We start from the raw sequence: 17,478 nt of genomic DNA on the forward strand, positions 1-17,478 counted from the left end.
CCCACAGCCTGTGGCGGCCGCCATGTTTCCCCGTACTCTCGAGGTATCGAATGAATTTCCACGAGTACCAGGCCAAAGAACTGTTCGCGCAGTACGGCATTGCCGTGCCGCCGGGCAAGGTCGCCAACTCTCCCGACGCTGCTGTCGACGCCGCCAAGCACCTTGGTGGCTCGCAGTGGATGGTCAAGGCACAGATCCACGCAGGTGGCCGCGGCAAGGCCGGCGGCGTGAAGTTCTGCAAGAGCCTCGACGACGTGCGCGCAGCTGCCAAGGGCATGCTGGGCACCAACATGGAAACCTACCAGTCGGCCGGCCGCGCGCTGCCGGTGAACCTGGTGCTGGTCACCGACGCCACCAACATCGCCAGGGAACTGTACCTGTCGATCCTGACCGACCGTGACAGCAAGTCCGTCTCGTTCATCGCCTCCAAGCACGGCGGCGTGGACATCGAGCAGGTCGCCAAGGACACCCCGGAAGACATCCACACCATCGTGGTGGACTTCGTGGAAGGCCTGCAGCCGTACCAGTGCCGCCAGCTCGGCTTCGCCATGGACCTCAACGCGAAGCAGGTCAGCCAGCTGACCAAGATCATGCTGGGCCTGTACAAGCTGTTCAACGAGAAGGACCTGGCCCTGGTCGAGCTGAACCCGCTCGCCATCCTCGAAGACGGCAACCTCGCCGCCCTCGACGGCAAGGTCAACTCCGACGACAACGCCGAGTTCCGTCACCCGGACCTGGCCGCCATGCGCGACCTGACCCAGGAAGACCAGGCCGAAGCGGCTGCCGTGCAGCACAACCTCAACTACGTGACGATGGACGGCTCCATCGGCTGCATGGTCAACGGCGCAGGCCTGGCCATGGCCACCATGGACGTGATCCAGCTGGCAGGCGGCGAGCCGGCCAACTTCCTCGACGTCGGCGGCGGCGCCACCAAGGAGCGCGTCACCGAGGCGTTCAAGCTCATCCTCTCCTCCGACAAGGTGAAGGCCATCCTGGTCAACATCTTCGGCGGCATCGTGCGTTGCGACCTGATCGCCGAAGGCATCATCGCGGCCGTGAAGGAAGTGGGTCTGAAGATCCCCGTGGTGGTGCGCCTGCAGGGCACCAACGTGGAACTGGGCCGCGAACTGCTCGCCAACTCCGGCCTGGCGATCACGCCGGCCAACGATCTCAACGATGCGGCCCAGAAAGCCGTGGCTGCGGCCAAGGCCTGAGGAGCAACTGAACCATGAGCGTTCTCGTTAACAAGAACACCAAGGTCCTCGTGCAGGGCTTCACCGGCCAGCAGGGCACCTTCCACGCGCAGCAGGCGCTCGATTACGGTACCAAGGTTGTCGGCGGCATCACCCCGGGCAAGGGCGGCAGCGAGCATATCGGCCTGCCGGTCTTCAACTCGGTGTCCGAAGCGGTCGACGAGACCGGTGCCGATGCGTCCGTCATCTTCGTGCCGCCGCCGTTCGCGGCCGACTCGATCCTCGAGGCGATCGACGCCGGCATCCGCGTGATCGTGGCGATCACCGAGGGCATCCCGGTGCTGGACATGCTGCGCGTGAAGAACGTGCTGGCCCAGCATCCGGAAACCGTGCTGATCGGTCCCAACTGCCCCGGCATCATCACCCCGGGCGAGTGCAAGATCGGCATCATGCCGGGTCACATCCACATGCCGGGCAAGGTCGGCATCGTGTCCCGCTCCGGCACGCTGACGTACGAATCGGTGTTCCAGACCACCAACGAAGGCCTGGGCCAGTCCACCGTGATCGGCATCGGCGGTGACCCGATCAACGGCCTGAGCTTCATCGACTGCCTGAAGCTGTTCCAGGACGATCCGCAGACCGAAGGCATCATCATGGTCGGCGAAATCGGCGGCAGCGCTGAAGAAGACGCCGCCGAATTCATCGGCGAGTACGTCACCAAGCCGGTGGTTTCGTTCATCGCCGGTGCGTCGGCTCCTCCGGGCAAGCGCATGGGCCATGCCGGCGCGATCATCTCGGGCGGCAAGGGCACGGCGGCGGCGAAGTTCGCCGCGCTGGAGAAGGCAGGCGTCACCACGGTGAAGTCGCCGGCCGACCTCGGCAAGACCCTCGCGGGTCTGATGAAGAAGTAATCGGGTTTTCTCGACCGATGTGAAAAGGGCCGCAGCGATGCGGCCCTTTTTTTGAGCCCGTTGGCCGCAGCGCGCGTCGTGCGCGACCACCCCGCGGCACCACCACCGCGTTTGGAGGAGTCCCCATGTACCCATCGGCTTTCCTGGCCGGCCTCGGTGCGGGCGCCGGCCTGATCATCGCGATCGGCGCGCAGAACGCGTTCGTGCTGCGGCAGGGCCTGCAGCGCCACTTCGTCGGTGCCGTGGTGCTGGTGTGCGTGCTGGCCGATATCAGCCTGATCCTGCTCGGTGTCGCCGGCATGGGCCTGGCCGTGCAACAGCATCCCGGTCTGCTGCAATGGCTGCGCTACGCGGGCGCCGCGTTCCTGGCGGCCTATGGCGCGCTGGCGCTGCGACGGGCCTGGCAGGGCGAGAGCGGCCTGCAACCGGCCGGCAACGGCAGCGGCAGCCGCGGCCGCGTGGTGCTCGCCTGCCTGGGCTTCACCCTGCTCAATCCGCACGTGTACCTCGACACGGTGGTGCTGCTGGGCAGCCTTTCCACCCGTTACGCCGGGGAGGGGCGCTGGGCCTTTGCCGGCGGCGCGTCCACCGCCAGCCTGCTGTGGTTTGCCGCCCTGGGCTATGGCGCCCGCCTGCTGCTGCCGGTGTTCCGCAGCCCGGCGGCGTGGCGGGTGTTCGATGTGGCGGTGGCGGCCTTCATGCTCACGCTGGCAGCCCTGTTGCTGCTCCCGCGGGCGGCCTGAGCGGCGGGGCGCGCGGCGGCCTCGGGTATCATAGGCAGCTATCCCCGAAGCACGGATTCAGCGGTATGTCCTCCCTACGTCTCGCGCTGGCCCAGTTCGATTTCCCGGTCGGTGCGGTGGCCGCCAATGCCGCCAAGGTCAGCGACCTGATGGAACAGGCGCGCGAAGGTGGCGCCGACCTGGTGGTGTTTCCCGAGCTCACCCTGAGCGGCTACCCGCCGGAGGACCTGCTGCTGCGGCCGAGTTTCCTGGCCGCCTGCCAGTGCGAGCTCAACGCGCTGGCCGCCTCCACCAACGGCGTGGCCGCGCTGGTGGGCCACCCGCACAGCGAGGGCGAGGTGTACAACGCGGCCAGCCTGTTGCGCGGCGGCCGCATCGAGCTGACCACGCACAAGCAGGCGCTGCCGAACTACGGCGTGTTCGACGACAAGCGCTATTTCCGCCCGGGATGCGACAGCGCGGTGGCGATGATCGATGGCGTGCCGGTCGGCATGCTGATCTGCGAAGACATCTGGGAGCCCGAGCCCGCGGCCAGGGCTGCCGCCGCGGGCGCCGAACTGATCGTGGTGATCAACGCCTCGCCGTGGGACGACGCCAAGCAGTCGAGCCGCGAACAGGTACTGCTGGCGCGTGCGCAGGAGACCGGCTGCGCCATCGTCTACCTCAACCTGATCGGTGGTCAGGACGAAGTCGTGTACGACGGCGGTTCGCTGCTGGTCAATGCGGATGGCACCATCGCGGCGCGTGCGCCCACGTTTGTCGATGCCTTGCTGTGGGCCGAGTTCGACCGCGAAACCCGCACGCTGCGTGCCGAAGCCTGGCCGGAGGTTCCCGATCACTCGGCCGAGGCCACGCTCTACGCGGCGCTCGTGCGCGGCATTCGCGACTACATCGACAAGAACGGTTTTTCCGGCGTCCTGCTCGGCTTGTCCGGCGGCATCGATTCGGCGCTGACGCTGGCCCTGGCCGTGGACGCGCTGGGCGCCGATCGGGTGACCGCGGTGATGATGCCCACGCGCTATACCTCGCAGCTTTCGCTCGACGGCGCGCGCGCGCAGGCCGAGCAGCTGGGCGTGGATTACCACGTGATCGATATCGAGCACACGTATCAATCCTTCATCGATGCGCTCACCCCGGCTTTCCGCGGCAAGCCGGCCGACACCACCGAGGAAAACCTGCAGTCGCGCACGCGTGGCGTGATGCTGATGGCGCTGTCCAACAAGCATGGCCGCCTGTTGCTGGCCACCGGCAACAAGAGCGAGATGGCGGTTGGCTACGCCACCCTGTACGGCGACATGTGCGGTGCCTACGCGCCGCTGAAGGACGTCTACAAGACCGTCGTCTACCGCCTTTCGCGATGGCGCAACGCACAGGCGGGGCGCATGGGCGCACCCGATGCGATTCCCGCCGCCGTGATCGATCGTCCGCCATCGGCCGAGCTGCGCGACAACCAGACCGACCAGGATTCGCTGCCGCCCTACGAGGAACTGGACGCCATCCTCGCGCGCTTCATCGAGGCCGAGCAGTCGCAGGCCGAGATTGCCGCGCAGGGGTTCCACGCGGACACCGTGCGCCGCGTGGTCCGGCTGGTGCTGCTCAACGAGTTCAAGCGCCGGCAGGCGGCACCGGGGCCGCGTGTCACCACGCGGGCGTTCGGGCGCGAACGGCGCTATCCGATCACGTCGGGGTGGAAGTAAGGCGACGCCGGGCCTTGCCTCCCGTTCGCGGCCCTGGGCTGCCCCGGAGCCAAAGAAAAGGCCGGTGAGCTTGCGCCCACCGGCCTTTCATTCACGCCGACGTGTCGGCCGCTGGATCAATGATGACCCGAGAACGGGATCATCTTGCGAATGATGGACGGCGAGTGCGGCCACTTCGGATCGGTCAGGTACGGGTGCTTCGGGTAGTTGAGGGCCAGCACCTGGCGCGTCTGGTCCGCGAGGTTCTTCTGGTCCATGCCCAGGTAGCTGCGCGTCAGGATGGCCAGCGCGTCGCCGGTCTGCGGCGCCTGCTGGTAGTGCTCGATCACGTACTGGGCGCGGTCGGCCGAGGCCACATAGGCCTCGTTGCGCAGGTAGAACTCGGCCACGTTGATCTCGTACTGGGCAAGCAGGTTGCGCAGGTAGACCATGCGCTGGCGGGCATCGGCCGTATAGGCGCTGTCCGGGTAGCGGCGCGAGAGCTCGGAGAAGTCATCGAACGACTTCAGGTTGAAGCCCTGGTCGCGGCGCGTCTGCGGCTCGCCGGACTGCAGCAGGCGCTCCATGGCGCCGCCGGTACGGTCGAAATTGATCAGACCGCGCAGGTAATAGGCATAATCGACATGTTTGTGGGTGGGATACGTCTTGATGAAGCGATTGATCGTGGAGTAAGCGTCGTCCATCTGGTTGTCTTTGTACTGGGCATAACCCAGGTCGAGCTGGGCCTGCTCGTTGTAGTCACCGGACGGGAATCGCGCGATCAGGCGCTGGTAAGCCTTGGCGGCCGCCGAATAGTCGGCGTGCTGGAGCGAGTCATGGGCCTTGGCGTAAAGCTTGTCCACCGGAAGGGTATCGTTGGTCTCCTTCTTGTGGCCGAACATCGAGCAAGCGCTAATCGACAGGGCGATGGCGAGCACAACAAAGACTTTGAAAGCCGGCAGCTTGGTTACGCGCATGAGAAAGGGTTCAGATGTTTGATCGAAAAGGGATGATAGCCGAAACCACCGGTGGCCCGGGCAGGCGGCCATGACGACGATTCGTCATGAGGCCACGGTGCCCCTGTCTGCCGCGGGTCGGAGGTTCGACCAGGCCTTGGCCGAGATGTTCCCGGACTATTCGCGATCGCGCCTCACGGCCTGGATCAAGGCCGGCGCCATCACCCTGGATGGCGTCGTGGCGCCGCCCCGGCAGCTGTTGCGCGGCGGGGAGCAGGTGCGGCTGGAGGCTGAACTGGAGGCCGAGGTGGAGCTGGCGCCCGAGGCCATTGCGCTGGAAATCGTCCACGAGGACGAGCACGTGCTGGTGCTGAACAAGCCGGCCGGGCTGGTGGTGCATCCGGGCGCAGGAAATAACGCGGGCACCTTGCTGAACGCCTTGCTGCACCACGACCCGGTGCTGGCCCAGCTGCCGCGCGGCGGCATCGTGCACCGGCTGGACAAGGACACCTCCGGCCTGATGGTGGTGGCCAAGACGCTGGCGGCGCATACCGCGCTGGTGGACATGCTGTCCCGCCACGACGTGGAGCGCCAGTACGAGGCGGTGGTGCTGGGCACGCTGGTGGCCGGCGGCACGGTGGATGCGCCGATTGGCCGGCACATGGGCGACCGCCTGCGCCAGGCCGTGCGCGACGAGGAGGACGGCAAGCACGCCGTCACCCACTACCGCCTGCGTGAACGCTTCCGGGCCCACAGCCTGATCCAGTGCAGCCTGGAAACCGGCCGCACGCACCAGATTCGCGTCCACCTGGCCCACATCGGCCATCCGCTGGTGGGCGACCCGCTGTACGGCGGCGGCCTGAAGCTGCCCAAGGGCGCCTCGGCCGAACTGGCGGCGGCGCTGCGCGGTTTCCGCCGCCAGGCGCTGCACGCCGAGCGGCTGGCATTCGAGCACCCGGTGACCCGCGAGCCGCTGTCGTTCAGCGCGGAACGGCCGGCCGACCAGCAGGCCCTGATCGATGCCTTGCGTGCCGACACCGCCCGGGCGGGCCTGGATGACTGGAAATAGGCCCATGGACAAGCTGGCGCCATGGATCGTGCCGGACTGGCCGGCGCCCGCGCCGGTGCGCGCCGCGGTCAGCACCCGGCAGGGTCCCGGTGTTTCCGTGGCACCGTACGACCGCCTGAACCTCGGCGCGCGCTCCGGCGACGCGCCGCTGGCGGTGGCGGCGAACCGTGCCGCCGTGCAGGCGGCGCTGGGGCTGCCGCGGTCGCCGCACTGGCTGCAGCAGGTCCACGGCATCGACGTGGCCGACATCGACGGCGCCGAACATGACGGCGAGCCGCGCGCCGACGCGGCCGTGACCTGTCGCAGCGGCGAGCCCTTGGCCATCCTGACCGCCGATTGCCTGCCGGTGTTGTTCTGCACGGTCGACGGCCGTGCGGTCGCCGCCGCCCACGCCGGCTGGCGCGGCCTGCTCGCCGGCGTGCTCGAGGCGACGCTGGCGTCGCTGCCCGCGCCACCATCGCAGGTCATGGCATGGCTGGGGCCGTGCATCGGCGCGCCCAGCTACGAGGTGGGCGACGAGGTGCACGACGCCTTCCTTGCCGCCGACGCGGGCGCCGATGCCTGCTTCACGCCGACCCGTCCCGGGCACTGGCTATGCGATCTTGCCGGCCTGGCGCGTCGCCGCCTGCTGGCAGCCGGCGCGGCGAGCGTGCACGGCGGCGGCTTCGATACCCGCATCGATCCGCGCTTCTATTCGTACCGTCGCGATGGGGCGCATAGCGGGCGCTTCGCCAGCCTGATCTGGATCGACGATTAGGCCAGGCGTCCCGGCTAGCCGGCGAGCCGCTGCAGGAACGCATTGCGCCATGCCGTCACATCCTGTTTCTCCAGCACATCCATCATCCGGCGCCAGCGTTCCCGCCGCTCCGGCAAGGGCATCGTCAGCGCGCGTTCGAGGGCTTCGGCGACCTCCTCGGTGTCGGCCGGGTTCACCAGCAGCGCCTCGGTGAGTTCCTGCGCGGCGCCGGCGAAGCGCGACAGCACCAGCACGCCGGGATCCTCCGGGTCCTGGCTTGCCACGTATTCCTTGGCCACCAGGTTCATGCCGTCGCGCAGCGGCGTCACCAGGCCTACGCGTGCCGTGCGGTAGTAGCCGCTGAGCAGCGCGTGCGGGAACGAGTTGTTGACGTAGCGGATCGGCACCCAGTCGGGCGCGGCATACAGGCCATTGATATGGCCGGCGCTGCGTTCCAGCTCGCGCCGGATCTGCCGGTACTCGGGCACGCCGCCGCGCGAGGGTGGCGCGATCTGCAGGAAGGTCACCTTGCGGTGCAGCGCGGGCGAGCGTTCGAGCAGCCGGGCGTAGGCGTGGAAGCGTTCCGGTAGGCCCTTGGAATAATCGAGCCGGTCCACCCCGATGATCAGCGCCCGGCCTTCCAGGCTCTGGCGCAGCTGGTGGATTTCCTCGTGCTCGTCGGCGCGGTTGCCCTCGGCCGCCACCTGGCGGGTGTCGATGCCGATGGGAAACGCTTCGGCGCGGAAGCTGCGTCCGCCGCGGGTGTGCAGGCGCCCGTCGTGCCGCATCGTCGCGCCGGCCTCGTACAGGAAGTACTCCTCCAGCGCGCGCCGGTCGCGTGGCGTATGCAAGCCGATCAGGTCATAGCTGGCCAGCGTTTCGAGCAGCTCGCCGTGGCGCGGCAAGGCAATCAGCAGTCCCGCCGCTGGCAGCGGCGTATGCAGGAAAAAGCCAATGCGATTGCCCACCCCGCGTTCGCGCAGCAGGGCCGCCAGCGGGATCAGGTGATAGTCGTTGACCCACACCAGGTCGTGCGGACCGATCAGCGACATCAACTGGTCGGCGAACAGGTTGTTGACGCGCAGGTAGCCGGCCAGGTGCTTGCGGTTGTAGTCGACCAGGTCGGGCCGGTAGTGCAGCAGTGGCCACAAAGTGCGGTTGGCGAAACCGTCGTAGAAATCGTCGTGATCGCGGCGCGAGAGGTCGATGGTCGCGTACTCGACCCTGCCGTCCTGCTGCCGGTGCACTTCCGAGGCCGTCTGCCGCGCCACCTCGCCGCTCCAGCCGAACCACAGTCCGCCGCGCTCCTGCAGCGCCGCGCCAATGGCCGACGCCAGTCCGCCGGTGGCCGTCTGTTCCGGCAGCGCCACCCGGTTGGACACCACGACGAGGCGGCTCGGGCCGGCGTGGCTCGCCACCGTCACAATGCGTCTTCCCAGCGTCGCGACAGGCGCATGGCCGCCTGGACCAGGCCCACCAGGGAATAGGTCTGCGGGAAATTGCCCCAGTGCTCGCCGGTGCCGGGCGCGATGTCTTCCGAGAGCAGGCCCAGCGGATTCCGCTGCGCCAGCATGTGCTCGAACATGGCCCGGGCGCGCTCCTTGCGACCGGTGGCGGCAAGCGCCTCGATGTACCAGAAGGTGCAGATGTTGAAGCTGGTCTCGGGTGCGCCGAAATCGTCCGGGGCGATATAGCGGAACAGATAGTCGCCGCGACCCAGCGCGCTGCCGATGGCGTCCACGGTGGCGACGAAGCGCGGGTCCTTGCTGTCGATGAAGCCGATGTCGGCGAGCAGCAGCAGGCTCGCATCGAGGTGTTGGCCGTCGTAGGCATCGACGAAATGGCCCAGGCTGTCGTTCCAGCTGCGCGCCTCGATGCGCGCATGCAAGGCCACCGCCTCATCGTGCCAGTAACGCGCGCGGTCACCGAGGCCAAGCTCGGTCGCGATATGCGCCAGGCGATCGCATGCGGCCCAGCACATCGCCGCCGAGTAGGTGTGCACGGCGGCGCGCCCGCGGAACTCCCACAGGCCGGCGTCGGTCTGCTCGGCCATGCGCAGTGCCTTCTGCCCGATGCGTTCAAGGCGATGGAAAGTCTGCGCATCACCCGGGTGTTCCAGGCGTCGGTCGAAGAACAGTTGCGCCGATGCCAGCACGACCGAGCCGTAGGAGTCGTTCTGCCGCTGCCGCCAGGCATCGTTGCCCACGCGCACGGGGCCCATGCCGCGATAGCCGGCCAGGCCGTCCACCTGGGTTTCGGTCAGTTCGCGCTCGAAGGTGATGCCAAAGACCGGGCCAATCTCGTGCTCGCCGTCGGCTGCCACCAGGTTGAACACGTAGCGGATGTATTCCTCCATGCTGCGCGTCGCGCCGAGCCGGTTGAGCGCGCGCACGGTGAACGCGGCGTCGCGCAGCCAGCAGTAGCGATAGTCCCAGTTGCGCGCCGAGCCGGGCGATTCGGGAATCGAGGTAGTCAGCGCGGCGACGATCGCGCCGGTGGCCTCGTACTGGCAAAGCTTGAGCGTGATCGCCGCGCGGATCACCGCCTCCTGCCACTCGTAGGGCACCGAGAGGTAGCGCACCCATTCGCGCCAGTAGGCCAGCGTGCGTTCCAGCGTGTGGTGGATGAAGTCGGCCGGGCTGTGGCCGAGCGTCTCGTCGGGGCCAAACACGAAATGGGCCGGACGATCGAGTCCGAACGGGATCCCGCGCTCGATCATCGGCACCGCCACGTCACTGGTCAGGCGCTGCACGACGCCGCTGAGCAGATAGCGGATGTGATTGCTGCCCGAGGTGGTCTGCGGCGCCTGCGCGCCGTAGTCGCACAGCGGCCGAAGCAATACGCGTATGCGGGGTGCGCCGCCGATCGGACGCACGCGTCGCGCGATCAGGACGGGATGATAGAAGCGCCCCTTGCTGCGGTAGCGGGGGACGAAGTCGACGATTTCCACGCCGGCGCCGTGCCGGTCGTACAGGCGCGTCACCAGCACGGCCGTATTGGGCATGTAGTGCTGTTCGGCGCGCTCGCAGTCCTCCAGTTCGATCGTCCAGTCACCGCCTTCGCGGTGCGGCGAGAGCAGCGCGCAGAAGCTTGCGTCCCCGTCGAAGCGGGGCAGGCAGCCCCACACGATGCGTCCGCGTTGGTCGATCAGTACGGCAACACTGCAGTTGCCAATGACACCCAGCGCCAGGCTGGACTGGGTGTCACGCGCTTCCTCCGAGGGAATCGGCATGCGAGAGGGCTCCATGCTTGAGTGCGTGCAGTACGCGGAACAGCCAGGCGCGCGTGGCGGCGGGCGCAGGCAGCGAGAACCGGGCCAGGCTCGGTTCGCGTGACCCGATGCGGACGCTCAGCCCGCGCTCCAGGTTGGCGGTGGCAAATCCAAGTTCGTCGGTGAGGTCGTCGCCGACATAAACCGGCAGCCTGCCGCTGAATGGCCAGCGGCCCAGCAGGTCGGCCACGGCCTTGCCCTTGTCCATGCCCTCTGGCTTGAGTTCGATCACGTAATGTCCCTGCTGCATCTCGTAGCCGGCAAGCTGCGGCAGCAGCGCATGCACGCTCTCGCGCAGGGCGTCGAACTGCTCCGGCGAGGTACGGCAGTGCAGGGCGACCGCAATGCCCTTGTCTTCCAGCAGCACGCCCGGCAGGCCGGCGGCAATCGTGCTGGCGATGTCGCGCACCAGCGACCGCCGTGCCTCGCCGATATGCACGCCGCGATAGCCGCCGTCGGCGCCACGCAACTCGAGCCCGTGCAGTCCGGCCATGGCCCACGGCGGATGGCCAAACAGGTCGTCCAGGTCGTCCAGGCTGCGGCCGCTCACCAGGGCGAGGGCGCCGTCGAGCGTGGCGTGCAGGTCATCAAGCAGCTCGCGCAGGCGTGAGTCGACGCATACCTGCTCGGGACGGCTGGCGAAATCGAGCAGCGTACCGTCCACGTCGAGGAACATAGCCCAGTGGTCACCGACGCCAGGCAGGGGCGGCGCTGGAAGGGGCGGTTGAGCGGACATGGTGGAAACGGGGGCAGGCGATAGCACGTCACCGAGCCTATCAAGGCAAATGTGAAGGCAAGCTCTGGATGGTGTCTGCTAACTGAAAGTTCGGTGTGAATGCGGGCGCTGTCGCGCTTGAATCGCGACGAGGCGTCCGCACATGAACGTACAGTGGCGGTCCGGCCGCCAAACAGCTTTGACGAGGGGCACCCATGCGGATGGACAAACTGACGTCGCGCTTCCAGCAGGCGCTGGCAGACGCGCAATCGATGGCGGTCGGACGCGACCACAACATGCTCGAACCGGTGCATGTGATGGCCGCGCTGCTCGACCAGCAGGGCGGCTCGACCGCGCCGCTGCTCACGCAGGCACAGGTCAACGTGCCCGCACTGCGCCAGCGCGTGAGCGAACTGCTCGAGCGGCTGCCGCGCGTGAGCGGGCAGGAAGGCAACGTGCATGCCGGCAACGAGCTGACCCGCCTGCTCAATCTCACCGACAAGCTGGCCCAGCAGCGCGGCGACCAGTTCATCGCCAGCGAGTTGTTCGTGCTGGCCGCACTGGACGACAAGGGCGAGCTCGGCGCCGCGCTCAAGGCAGCGGGCGCTCACAAGGCCAATCTCGAGGCGGCCATCGACAAGCTGCGCGGCGGCGAGAAAGTGCAGAGCGAGAACGCCGAAGAGCAGCGCCAGGCGCTGGAAAAATACTGCATCGACCTCACCGCACGCGCGGAGTCGGGCAAGTTGGACCCGGTGATCGGTCGCGACGAGGAAATCCGCCGCACGATCCAGGTGTTGCAGCGTCGCACCAAGAACAACCCGGTGCTGATCGGCGAGCCCGGCGTGGGCAAGACCGCGATTGTCGAAGGCCTCGCGCAGCGCATCGTCAAGGGCGAGGTGCCCGAAGGCCTGCGCGACCGCCGCGTGCTCGCGCTCGACATGGGCGCGCTGATCGCCGGCGCGAAGTTCCGCGGCGAATTCGAGGAGCGCCTCAAGGCCGTGCTCAACGACCTGGCCAAGAACGAGGGCCAGATCATCCTGTTCATCGACGAGCTTCACACCATGGTCGGCGCCGGCAAGGCCGATGGCGCGATGGATGCGGGCAACATGCTCAAGCCGGCGCTGGCGCGCGGCGAGCTGCATTGCATCGGCGCCACCACGCTGGACGAATACCGCAAGTACATCGAGAAGGATGCCGCGCTGGAGCGGCGCTTCCAGAAGGTCTACGTGGGCGAGCCCAGCGTGGAGGACACCATCGCCATCCTGCGTGGCCTCAAGGAGCGCTACGCCGTGCACCACGGCGTGGAAATCACCGATCCGGCCATCGTGGCCGCGGCCACCCTTTCGAACCGCTACATCCCCGATCGCCAGCTGCCCGACAAGGCCATCGACCTGATGGACGAGGCGGCCTCGCGCATCCGCATGGAAATCGATTCCAAGCCGGAAGAGCTCGATCGCCTCGAGCGTCGCCTGATCCAGCTGAAGATCCAGCGCGAGATGCTGAAGAAGGAGACCGACGACGCCTCGAAGAAACGCCTGGCCGACCTGGAGGCCGACATCGAAAAGCTCGAGCGGGAGTTCTCTGATCTCAACGAGATCTGGAAGTCCGAAAAGGCCGCGCTGCAGGGCGCGACCAAGGTGAAGGAGCAGATCGAAGCCGCGCGGTTGGAACTGGAGGCGGCGCAGCGCCGGCAGGACTACGCCAAGATGAGCGAGATCCAGTACGGCAAGCTGCCCGAGCTGGAAAAGCAGCTCGCCGCGGCGCAGGCCGCCGAGAAGCAGGACTTCAAACTGGTGCAGGACCGCGTCACCGAAGAGGAGATCGCCGAAGTGGTGTCGCGCTGGACCGGCATCCCGGTCAGCAAGATGCTCGAGGGCGAGCGCGAAAAACTGCTGCACATGGAAGGCGCGCTGCAACGGCGCGTGGTGGGGCAGGAAGAGGCCGTGCGTGCCGTGTCCGATGCGATCCGTCGTGCGCGTGCCGGCCTGTCCGATCCGAATCGGCCCTACGGCTCATTCCTGTTTCTTGGCCCCACCGGCGTGGGCAAGACCGAACTGTGCAAGGCGCTGGCCGAGTTCCTGTTCGACACGCAGGATGCGATGGTGCGCATCGACATGAGCGAATTCATGGAGAAGCACTCCGTGAGCCGGTTGATCGGCGCGCCCCCCGGGTACGTCGGTTATGAAGAAGGCGGCTATCTCACCGAGGCCGTGCGACGCCGTCCGTACAGCGTGATCCTGCTGGACGAAGTGGAGAAGGCCCATCCGGACGTGTTCAACATCCTGCTTCAGGTGCTCGACGACGGTCGCCTCACCGATGGCCAGGGCCGCACGGTGGATTTCCGCAACACCGTCATCGTGATGACCTCCAACCTCGGCTCGCAGATGATCCAGGAGCAGGCAGGCGACAGCGAGGCCGACTACATGCAGATGAAGGCGTCGGTGCTGGGCGTGGTGCAGGCGCACTTCCGGCCGGAGTTCATCAACCGCCTCGACGAACTGGTGGTGTTCCGCCCGCTCGGCAAGGGCCAGATCCGCGCCATCGCGAAGATCCAGCTGGCCTATCTGGAGAAGCGCCTGGCCGAGCGCCAGCTGAAGCTGGAGATCGGCGACAAGGCACTCGACCTGCTGGGCAATGTGGGCTTCGATCCGGTGTATGGCGCGCGTCCGCTCAAGCGGGCGATCCAGCAACAGCTGGAGAACCCGCTGGCCAGGGAGATCCTCGAAGCTCGTTTCGCGCCGGGCGACACCATCGTGGTGGAGGCGGCGCAAGGGCACCTGACGTTCCGCAAGCAGTGATGGCGGGATGTTGAGAATGCGGGGCGCTCGTTTCGCGCTAGTGCAAGGCTGCGCAAGCCCCGTACCCTCACCCCAACCCCTCTCTCCCACAGGGACTACCTTCGGGTCGCCGCAGGGAGAGGGGTTACGGCAAGTCCCATTGAAGGAACCCTTCTCCCCTCGGGAGAAGGTGCCGGCAGGCGGATGAGGGTTCGGGCGGAGCGTGAGATTGGAAGGCTACGCAAGCCCCGCACCCTCACCCCAACCCCTCTCCCAAGGGGAGAGGGGCTAAGGCAAGGCTCATCGAAGGAACCCTTCTCCCGCCGGGAGAAGGTGCCGGTCCCACGGGGACTCCCTTCGGGTCGCCAAAGGGCGAGGGGCTTAAGCAACACCCACCGTCCGCATCATTCCGGTCTGCTACGATGCCTGCGCCTGAGGTGACCGCCGGCCGTATGCCGGTGGTTGAAACGGGAATCCGGTGCAGCGCCTGTGCGCCCATTCCGGAGCTGCCCCCGCAACGGTAGGCGAGCCGCGATCCCCCGGGGATCGCCGGGACGACATCAAGCCACTGTGCCACGTGCATGGGAAGGCGTCGGTCCGGAAGACATCCATGTCTTCGTTCGCGAGCCCGGAGACCGGCCTCGAGGCATGACCAGGCATGCGGTGGGCAATGTCGTGGATGTCATGCCCCTGGCATGGCCGCCATCTCTCCTTCCGCCTGTCTTCTTCCATGCATTCCGCGCGGGCAGGCGCGGTAGAAGGAGCCATGCAGTGTTGATCCAGACGTTTGGTGTCCGTCGAAGCTTGTTGTCGGCGGCCTTGTTGTGCGTGTTTTCTCCCGTCTTTGCGGACGCCGCCACCGACCTCAACGGCGTAGTCGTCACCGCGACGCGAACGGCGCAGACGCAGGACCAGACCCTGTCGGCGGTGACCGTGATCGATCGCGCCGACATCGAGCGCCTGCAGCCCACCTCGCTGGCCGACTTGCTGCGCGGTACGCCGGGCATGGCGCTGTCCAACAACGGCGGTCCGGGCAAGGCAACCAGCGTGTTCCTGCGTGGCACGGAGTCCGAGCACGTGCTGGTGCTGGTCGACGGCATCAAGATCGGCTCTGCCACGCTCGGCACGCCGGCGCTGCAGGACATTCCAGTCGAACAGATCGAGCGCATCGAAATCGTGCGCGGCCCGTTCTCCAGCCTCTATGGCTCCGAGGCCATCGGCGGCGTGATCCAGATTTTCACGCGACGTCCCGAGGGCGCCTTCGTGCCGAGCTTCAGCGTGGGCGTCGGCAGCTATGACCATCTCGCAGGTTCGGCCGGCATCGCCGGGCAGCACGGCAACGGCTGGTATGCCTTGGAGGCGTCGCACGAGCAGACGCACGGGATCAATGCCTGCCGCGTCGGCGCCGCCGAAGCCGGTGCCGCCTGTTTTGCCGACCAGCCGGACCATGACGGTTACCGCAACAACGCGCTGACCGCGCAGGGCGGCTATCGCTTCGACGAACACTGGGATGCCGATATGCGGCTGTTCCGCAGTGAAGGCCACAACTGGTATGACGGCTCGTACACCGATTCCGACCAGAGCGCGACACAGGTCGTCGGCGGACGTCTGCACTACCGTCCCCGCGAGGATTTCACGCTTAGCCTGAGCTTCGGCAGCAGCGGTGACTTCAGCAAGGACTATCTGCACGGCGTCTACGTGGACCGGTTCGACACGCATCGCGACATCGGTTCGCTGCAGGCGGATATCGGACTTGGCGGCGGCCTGCTGAGCACCGGCTACGACTGGCAACGCGATGGCGTGGACAGCACGACCAGCTATGCGCAGGACCGCCGCATCGACCGCGGCCTGTTCGTACAGTGGCAGCAGGTGTTCGGCCGCCAGTCGCTGCAGGCCAGCGTGCGCCGCGACGACAACAGTCAGTTTGGCGGCCGGAATACCGGCAGTCTGCTGTGGGGCTGGGATTTCACCCGAGCCCTGCGCGTCACCGCGAGCTACGGCACTGCCTTCCGGGCGCCGACCTTCAATGAGCTGTACTACCCGTACTACGGCAATCCCGACCTGAAGCCGGAAACCTCGCAGAACATCGAACTCGGCCTGCGTGGCAGCCATGGCTGGGGGTACTGGTCGCTCAATGCGTTCCGCAACAAGGTGGACGACCTGATCACCTACGACGCCTCGACCGGCGCGCCGGGCAACGTGGAAGAAGCCCGCATCCGCGGCGCGGAAGCGGTGGTGAGCGGTCGGCTGGTCGGCTGGCAGGTGACCGGCACGGCAACCTGGCTGGATCCGCGCGACGAGTCGGCCGGCTATGACGGCAACCTGTTGCCGCGGCGCGCGCGCCAGATGGCCTGCGTCGATGTCGACCGCAGCTTTGGCGCCTTCAGCGCCGGTGGCAGCTGGTACGTGTCGGGCCGGCGCTATGACGATCTGGCCAACACGCATCCGCTGGGTGGCTATGCGCTCACCGACCTGCGCGTCGCCTATGCGTTCGCGCGCGACTGGAAGCTGCAGTTCGCACTCAATAACGCGTTCGCCAAGGACTATGAGACCGCGTGGTACTACAACCAGCCGGGTCGCAACGTCATGCTGACCCTTCGTTATCAGCCGATGCAGTAAGCGTGTGCGACGGGTCGGCTCGATCGGCCCGGCGCACTCCACCCGAGACACAGAGCCAGGAGTCGCATGATGAAAGCACGATCCGGTCCCCGTTTTGCCTTGTTGTCCACGATCCTCGTGCTGCTGATGACGGCAACATTCGCTGTGCCCGTCGCCGAGGAGGCTGGAGCATGACCCACACGCCGGACCAGCCACGCGACGAAGGCGACGCGACCGCGCAGCGGCATCGCGAGCGCATGCAGCGCAAGAAGGAACTGGTGGACCGCAAGATCGCCCGCGCCACCATCGAGCGAGGCGTGCTGGTGGTGAACACGGGCAACGGCAAGGGCAAGAGTTCGTCGGGTTTCGGCATGCTGGCACGGTCGCTTGGCCATGGTTTTCATGCCGGCGTGGTGCAGTTCATCAAGGGCAGCTTTTCGACGGGCGAGGAGGCGTTCTTCCGGCGCTTTCCCGACGAGCTCGACTATCACGTGATGGGCGAGGGCTACACCTGGGAAACCCAGGACCGCGAGCGCGACATCCGAGCGGCGCAGGCGGCCTGGCAGGTGGCCGCCGGCATGCTGGCCGACGCGCGCTACGATTTCGTGTTGCTCGACGAACTCAACATCGCGCTGGTCAAGGGCTATGTCGGAGTGGCGCAGGTGTGCGACGCACTGGCCGCGCGACCACCCGCCCAGCATGTCGTGGTCACCGGGCGGGGTGCGCCCGATGCGCTGCTGGCACTGGCGGACACGGTCACCGAGATGCGGCTGGTCAAGCATGCCTTCGAGGCCGGCATCAAGGCGCAGAAAGGCATTGAACTCTAGGTCGAG

The 17,478-nt window shown here is 67.1% G+C and carries 13 protein-coding genes and 1 riboswitch; of the genes, 9 read left to right on the plus strand and 4 right to left on the minus strand.

The window, feature by feature from the left end; translation table 11 throughout:
- Window positions 1–8 precede the first annotated feature (8 nt).
- From sucC to ACXU4B_RS12870, 4 genes are all read left to right on the plus strand, one after another.
- Window positions 9–1,214 (plus strand): ADP-forming succinate--CoA ligase subunit beta, encoded by a 1,206-nt coding sequence (gene sucC, locus ACXU4B_RS12855; RefSeq protein WP_276322581.1) that lies wholly within the window; start codon window positions 9–11, stop codon window positions 1,212–1,214.
- A gap of 14 nt (window positions 1,215–1,228) precedes the next feature.
- Entirely contained in the window at window positions 1,229–2,104 is an 876-nt protein-coding gene (sucD, locus tag ACXU4B_RS12860) for a succinate--CoA ligase subunit alpha (RefSeq protein ID WP_131411910.1), read from the plus strand.
- Window positions 2,105–2,229: 125 nt separating this feature from the next.
- Window positions 2,230–2,847 carry a LysE/ArgO family amino acid transporter gene (locus tag ACXU4B_RS12865; RefSeq protein WP_131411908.1) on the plus strand — a complete coding sequence of 206 codons (618 nt, stop codon included), beginning with the start codon at window positions 2,230–2,232 and terminating at the stop codon, window positions 2,845–2,847.
- Between the two features lie 65 nt (window positions 2,848–2,912).
- Complete coding sequence (locus ACXU4B_RS12870; RefSeq protein ID WP_131411906.1) at window positions 2,913–4,544, plus strand: NAD+ synthase; 1,632 nt, start codon at window positions 2,913–2,915, stop codon at window positions 4,542–4,544.
- Window positions 4,545–4,660: 116 nt separating this feature from the next.
- Here ACXU4B_RS12870 and ACXU4B_RS12875 read toward each other — a convergent pair whose 3' ends face one another.
- On the minus strand, window positions 4,661–5,500 hold the full coding sequence (locus ACXU4B_RS12875) for an outer membrane protein assembly factor BamD (RefSeq protein ID WP_131411904.1): 840 nt from the start codon (window positions 5,498–5,500) through the stop codon (window positions 4,661–4,663).
- A 70-nt stretch (window positions 5,501–5,570) separates the two neighbouring features.
- Between ACXU4B_RS12875 and rluD the strand changes: the two genes are divergently transcribed.
- Both rluD and pgeF read left to right on the plus strand, forming a co-directional pair.
- Window positions 5,571–6,548 (plus strand): 23S rRNA pseudouridine(1911/1915/1917) synthase RluD, encoded by a 978-nt coding sequence (gene rluD / locus ACXU4B_RS12880; RefSeq protein ID WP_131411902.1) that lies wholly within the window; start codon window positions 5,571–5,573, stop codon window positions 6,546–6,548.
- A 4-nt stretch (window positions 6,549–6,552) separates the two neighbouring features.
- Window positions 6,553–7,305 carry a peptidoglycan editing factor PgeF gene (gene pgeF, locus ACXU4B_RS12885; protein ID WP_131411900.1) on the plus strand — a complete coding sequence of 251 codons (753 nt, stop codon included), beginning with the start codon at window positions 6,553–6,555 and terminating at the stop codon, window positions 7,303–7,305.
- Window positions 7,306–7,319: 14 nt separating this feature from the next.
- Here the strand turns inward: pgeF and otsA are convergent, their stop codons facing one another.
- Genes otsA through otsB form a run of 3 tightly spaced genes read right to left on the minus strand, consistent with a single transcriptional unit; the run spans window position 7,320 to window position 11,231 of the window.
- Window positions 7,320–8,708, minus strand: a complete 1,389-nt coding sequence (gene otsA, locus ACXU4B_RS12890) for an alpha,alpha-trehalose-phosphate synthase (UDP-forming) (protein WP_131411898.1) — start codon at window positions 8,706–8,708, stop codon at window positions 7,320–7,322.
- Window positions 8,705–10,516 (minus strand): glycoside hydrolase family 15 protein, encoded by a 1,812-nt coding sequence (locus ACXU4B_RS12895; RefSeq protein WP_131411896.1) that lies wholly within the window; start codon window positions 10,514–10,516, stop codon window positions 8,705–8,707. The genes otsA and ACXU4B_RS12895 overlap by 4 nt, the downstream gene beginning before the upstream one ends.
- Complete coding sequence (otsB, locus tag ACXU4B_RS12900; protein WP_458910884.1) at window positions 10,488–11,231, minus strand: trehalose-phosphatase; 744 nt, start codon at window positions 11,229–11,231, stop codon at window positions 10,488–10,490. The genes ACXU4B_RS12895 and otsB overlap by 29 nt, the downstream gene beginning before the upstream one ends.
- A 254-nt stretch (window positions 11,232–11,485) precedes the next feature.
- Here otsB and clpB point away from each other — a divergent pair, with 254 nt between their 5' ends.
- The 3 genes from clpB (at window position 11,486) to cobO (ending at window position 17,472) form a co-directional block, all read left to right on the plus strand.
- On the plus strand, window positions 11,486–14,068 hold the full coding sequence (gene clpB, locus ACXU4B_RS12905; protein ID WP_131411892.1) for an ATP-dependent chaperone ClpB: 2,583 nt from the start codon (window positions 11,486–11,488) through the stop codon (window positions 14,066–14,068).
- A gap of 397 nt (window positions 14,069–14,465) precedes the next feature.
- Window positions 14,466–14,705, plus strand: a riboswitch (cobalamin riboswitch).
- 113 nt (window positions 14,706–14,818) lie between these two features.
- Window positions 14,819–16,666, plus strand: a complete 1,848-nt coding sequence (gene btuB / locus ACXU4B_RS12910; RefSeq protein WP_240734146.1) for a TonB-dependent vitamin B12 receptor — start codon at window positions 14,819–14,821, stop codon at window positions 16,664–16,666.
- 170 nt (window positions 16,667–16,836) lie between these two features.
- The gene (gene cobO / locus ACXU4B_RS12915; RefSeq protein WP_131411890.1) at window positions 16,837–17,472 is read left to right on the plus strand and encodes a cob(I)yrinic acid a,c-diamide adenosyltransferase; all 636 of its coding nucleotides are present in this window, start codon (window positions 16,837–16,839) and stop codon (window positions 17,470–17,472) included.
- The last annotated feature ends 6 nt before the right edge of the window (window positions 17,473–17,478 follow it).

The organism is Dyella soli (assembly GCF_054482295.1).

Coding starts and splice junctions, on each gene's coding strand:
- sucD (WP_131411910.1), top strand. CDS start 1,229: ATGAGCGTTCTCGTTAACAAGAACACCAAGGTCCTCGTGCAGGGCTTC.
- ACXU4B_RS12865 (WP_131411908.1), top strand. CDS start 2,230: ATGTACCCATCGGCTTTCCTGGCCGGCCTCGGTGCGGGCGCCGGCCTG.
- ACXU4B_RS12870 (WP_131411906.1), top strand. CDS start 2,913: ATGTCCTCCCTACGTCTCGCGCTGGCCCAGTTCGATTTCCCGGTCGGT.
- ACXU4B_RS12875 (WP_131411904.1), bottom strand. CDS start 5,500: ATGCGCGTAACCAAGCTGCCGGCTTTCAAAGTCTTTGTTGTGCTCGCC.
- rluD (WP_131411902.1), top strand. CDS start 5,571: ATGACGACGATTCGTCATGAGGCCACGGTGCCCCTGTCTGCCGCGGGT.
- pgeF (WP_131411900.1), top strand. CDS start 6,553: ATGGACAAGCTGGCGCCATGGATCGTGCCGGACTGGCCGGCGCCCGCG.
- ACXU4B_RS12895 (WP_131411896.1), bottom strand. CDS start 10,516: ATGCCGATTCCCTCGGAGGAAGCGCGTGACACCCAGTCCAGCCTGGCG.
- otsB (WP_458910884.1), bottom strand. CDS start 11,231: ATGTTCCTCGACGTGGACGGTACGCTGCTCGATTTCGCCAGCCGTCCC.
- clpB (WP_131411892.1), top strand. CDS start 11,486: ATGCGGATGGACAAACTGACGTCGCGCTTCCAGCAGGCGCTGGCAGAC.
- cobO (WP_131411890.1), top strand. CDS start 16,837: ATGACCCACACGCCGGACCAGCCACGCGACGAAGGCGACGCGACCGCG.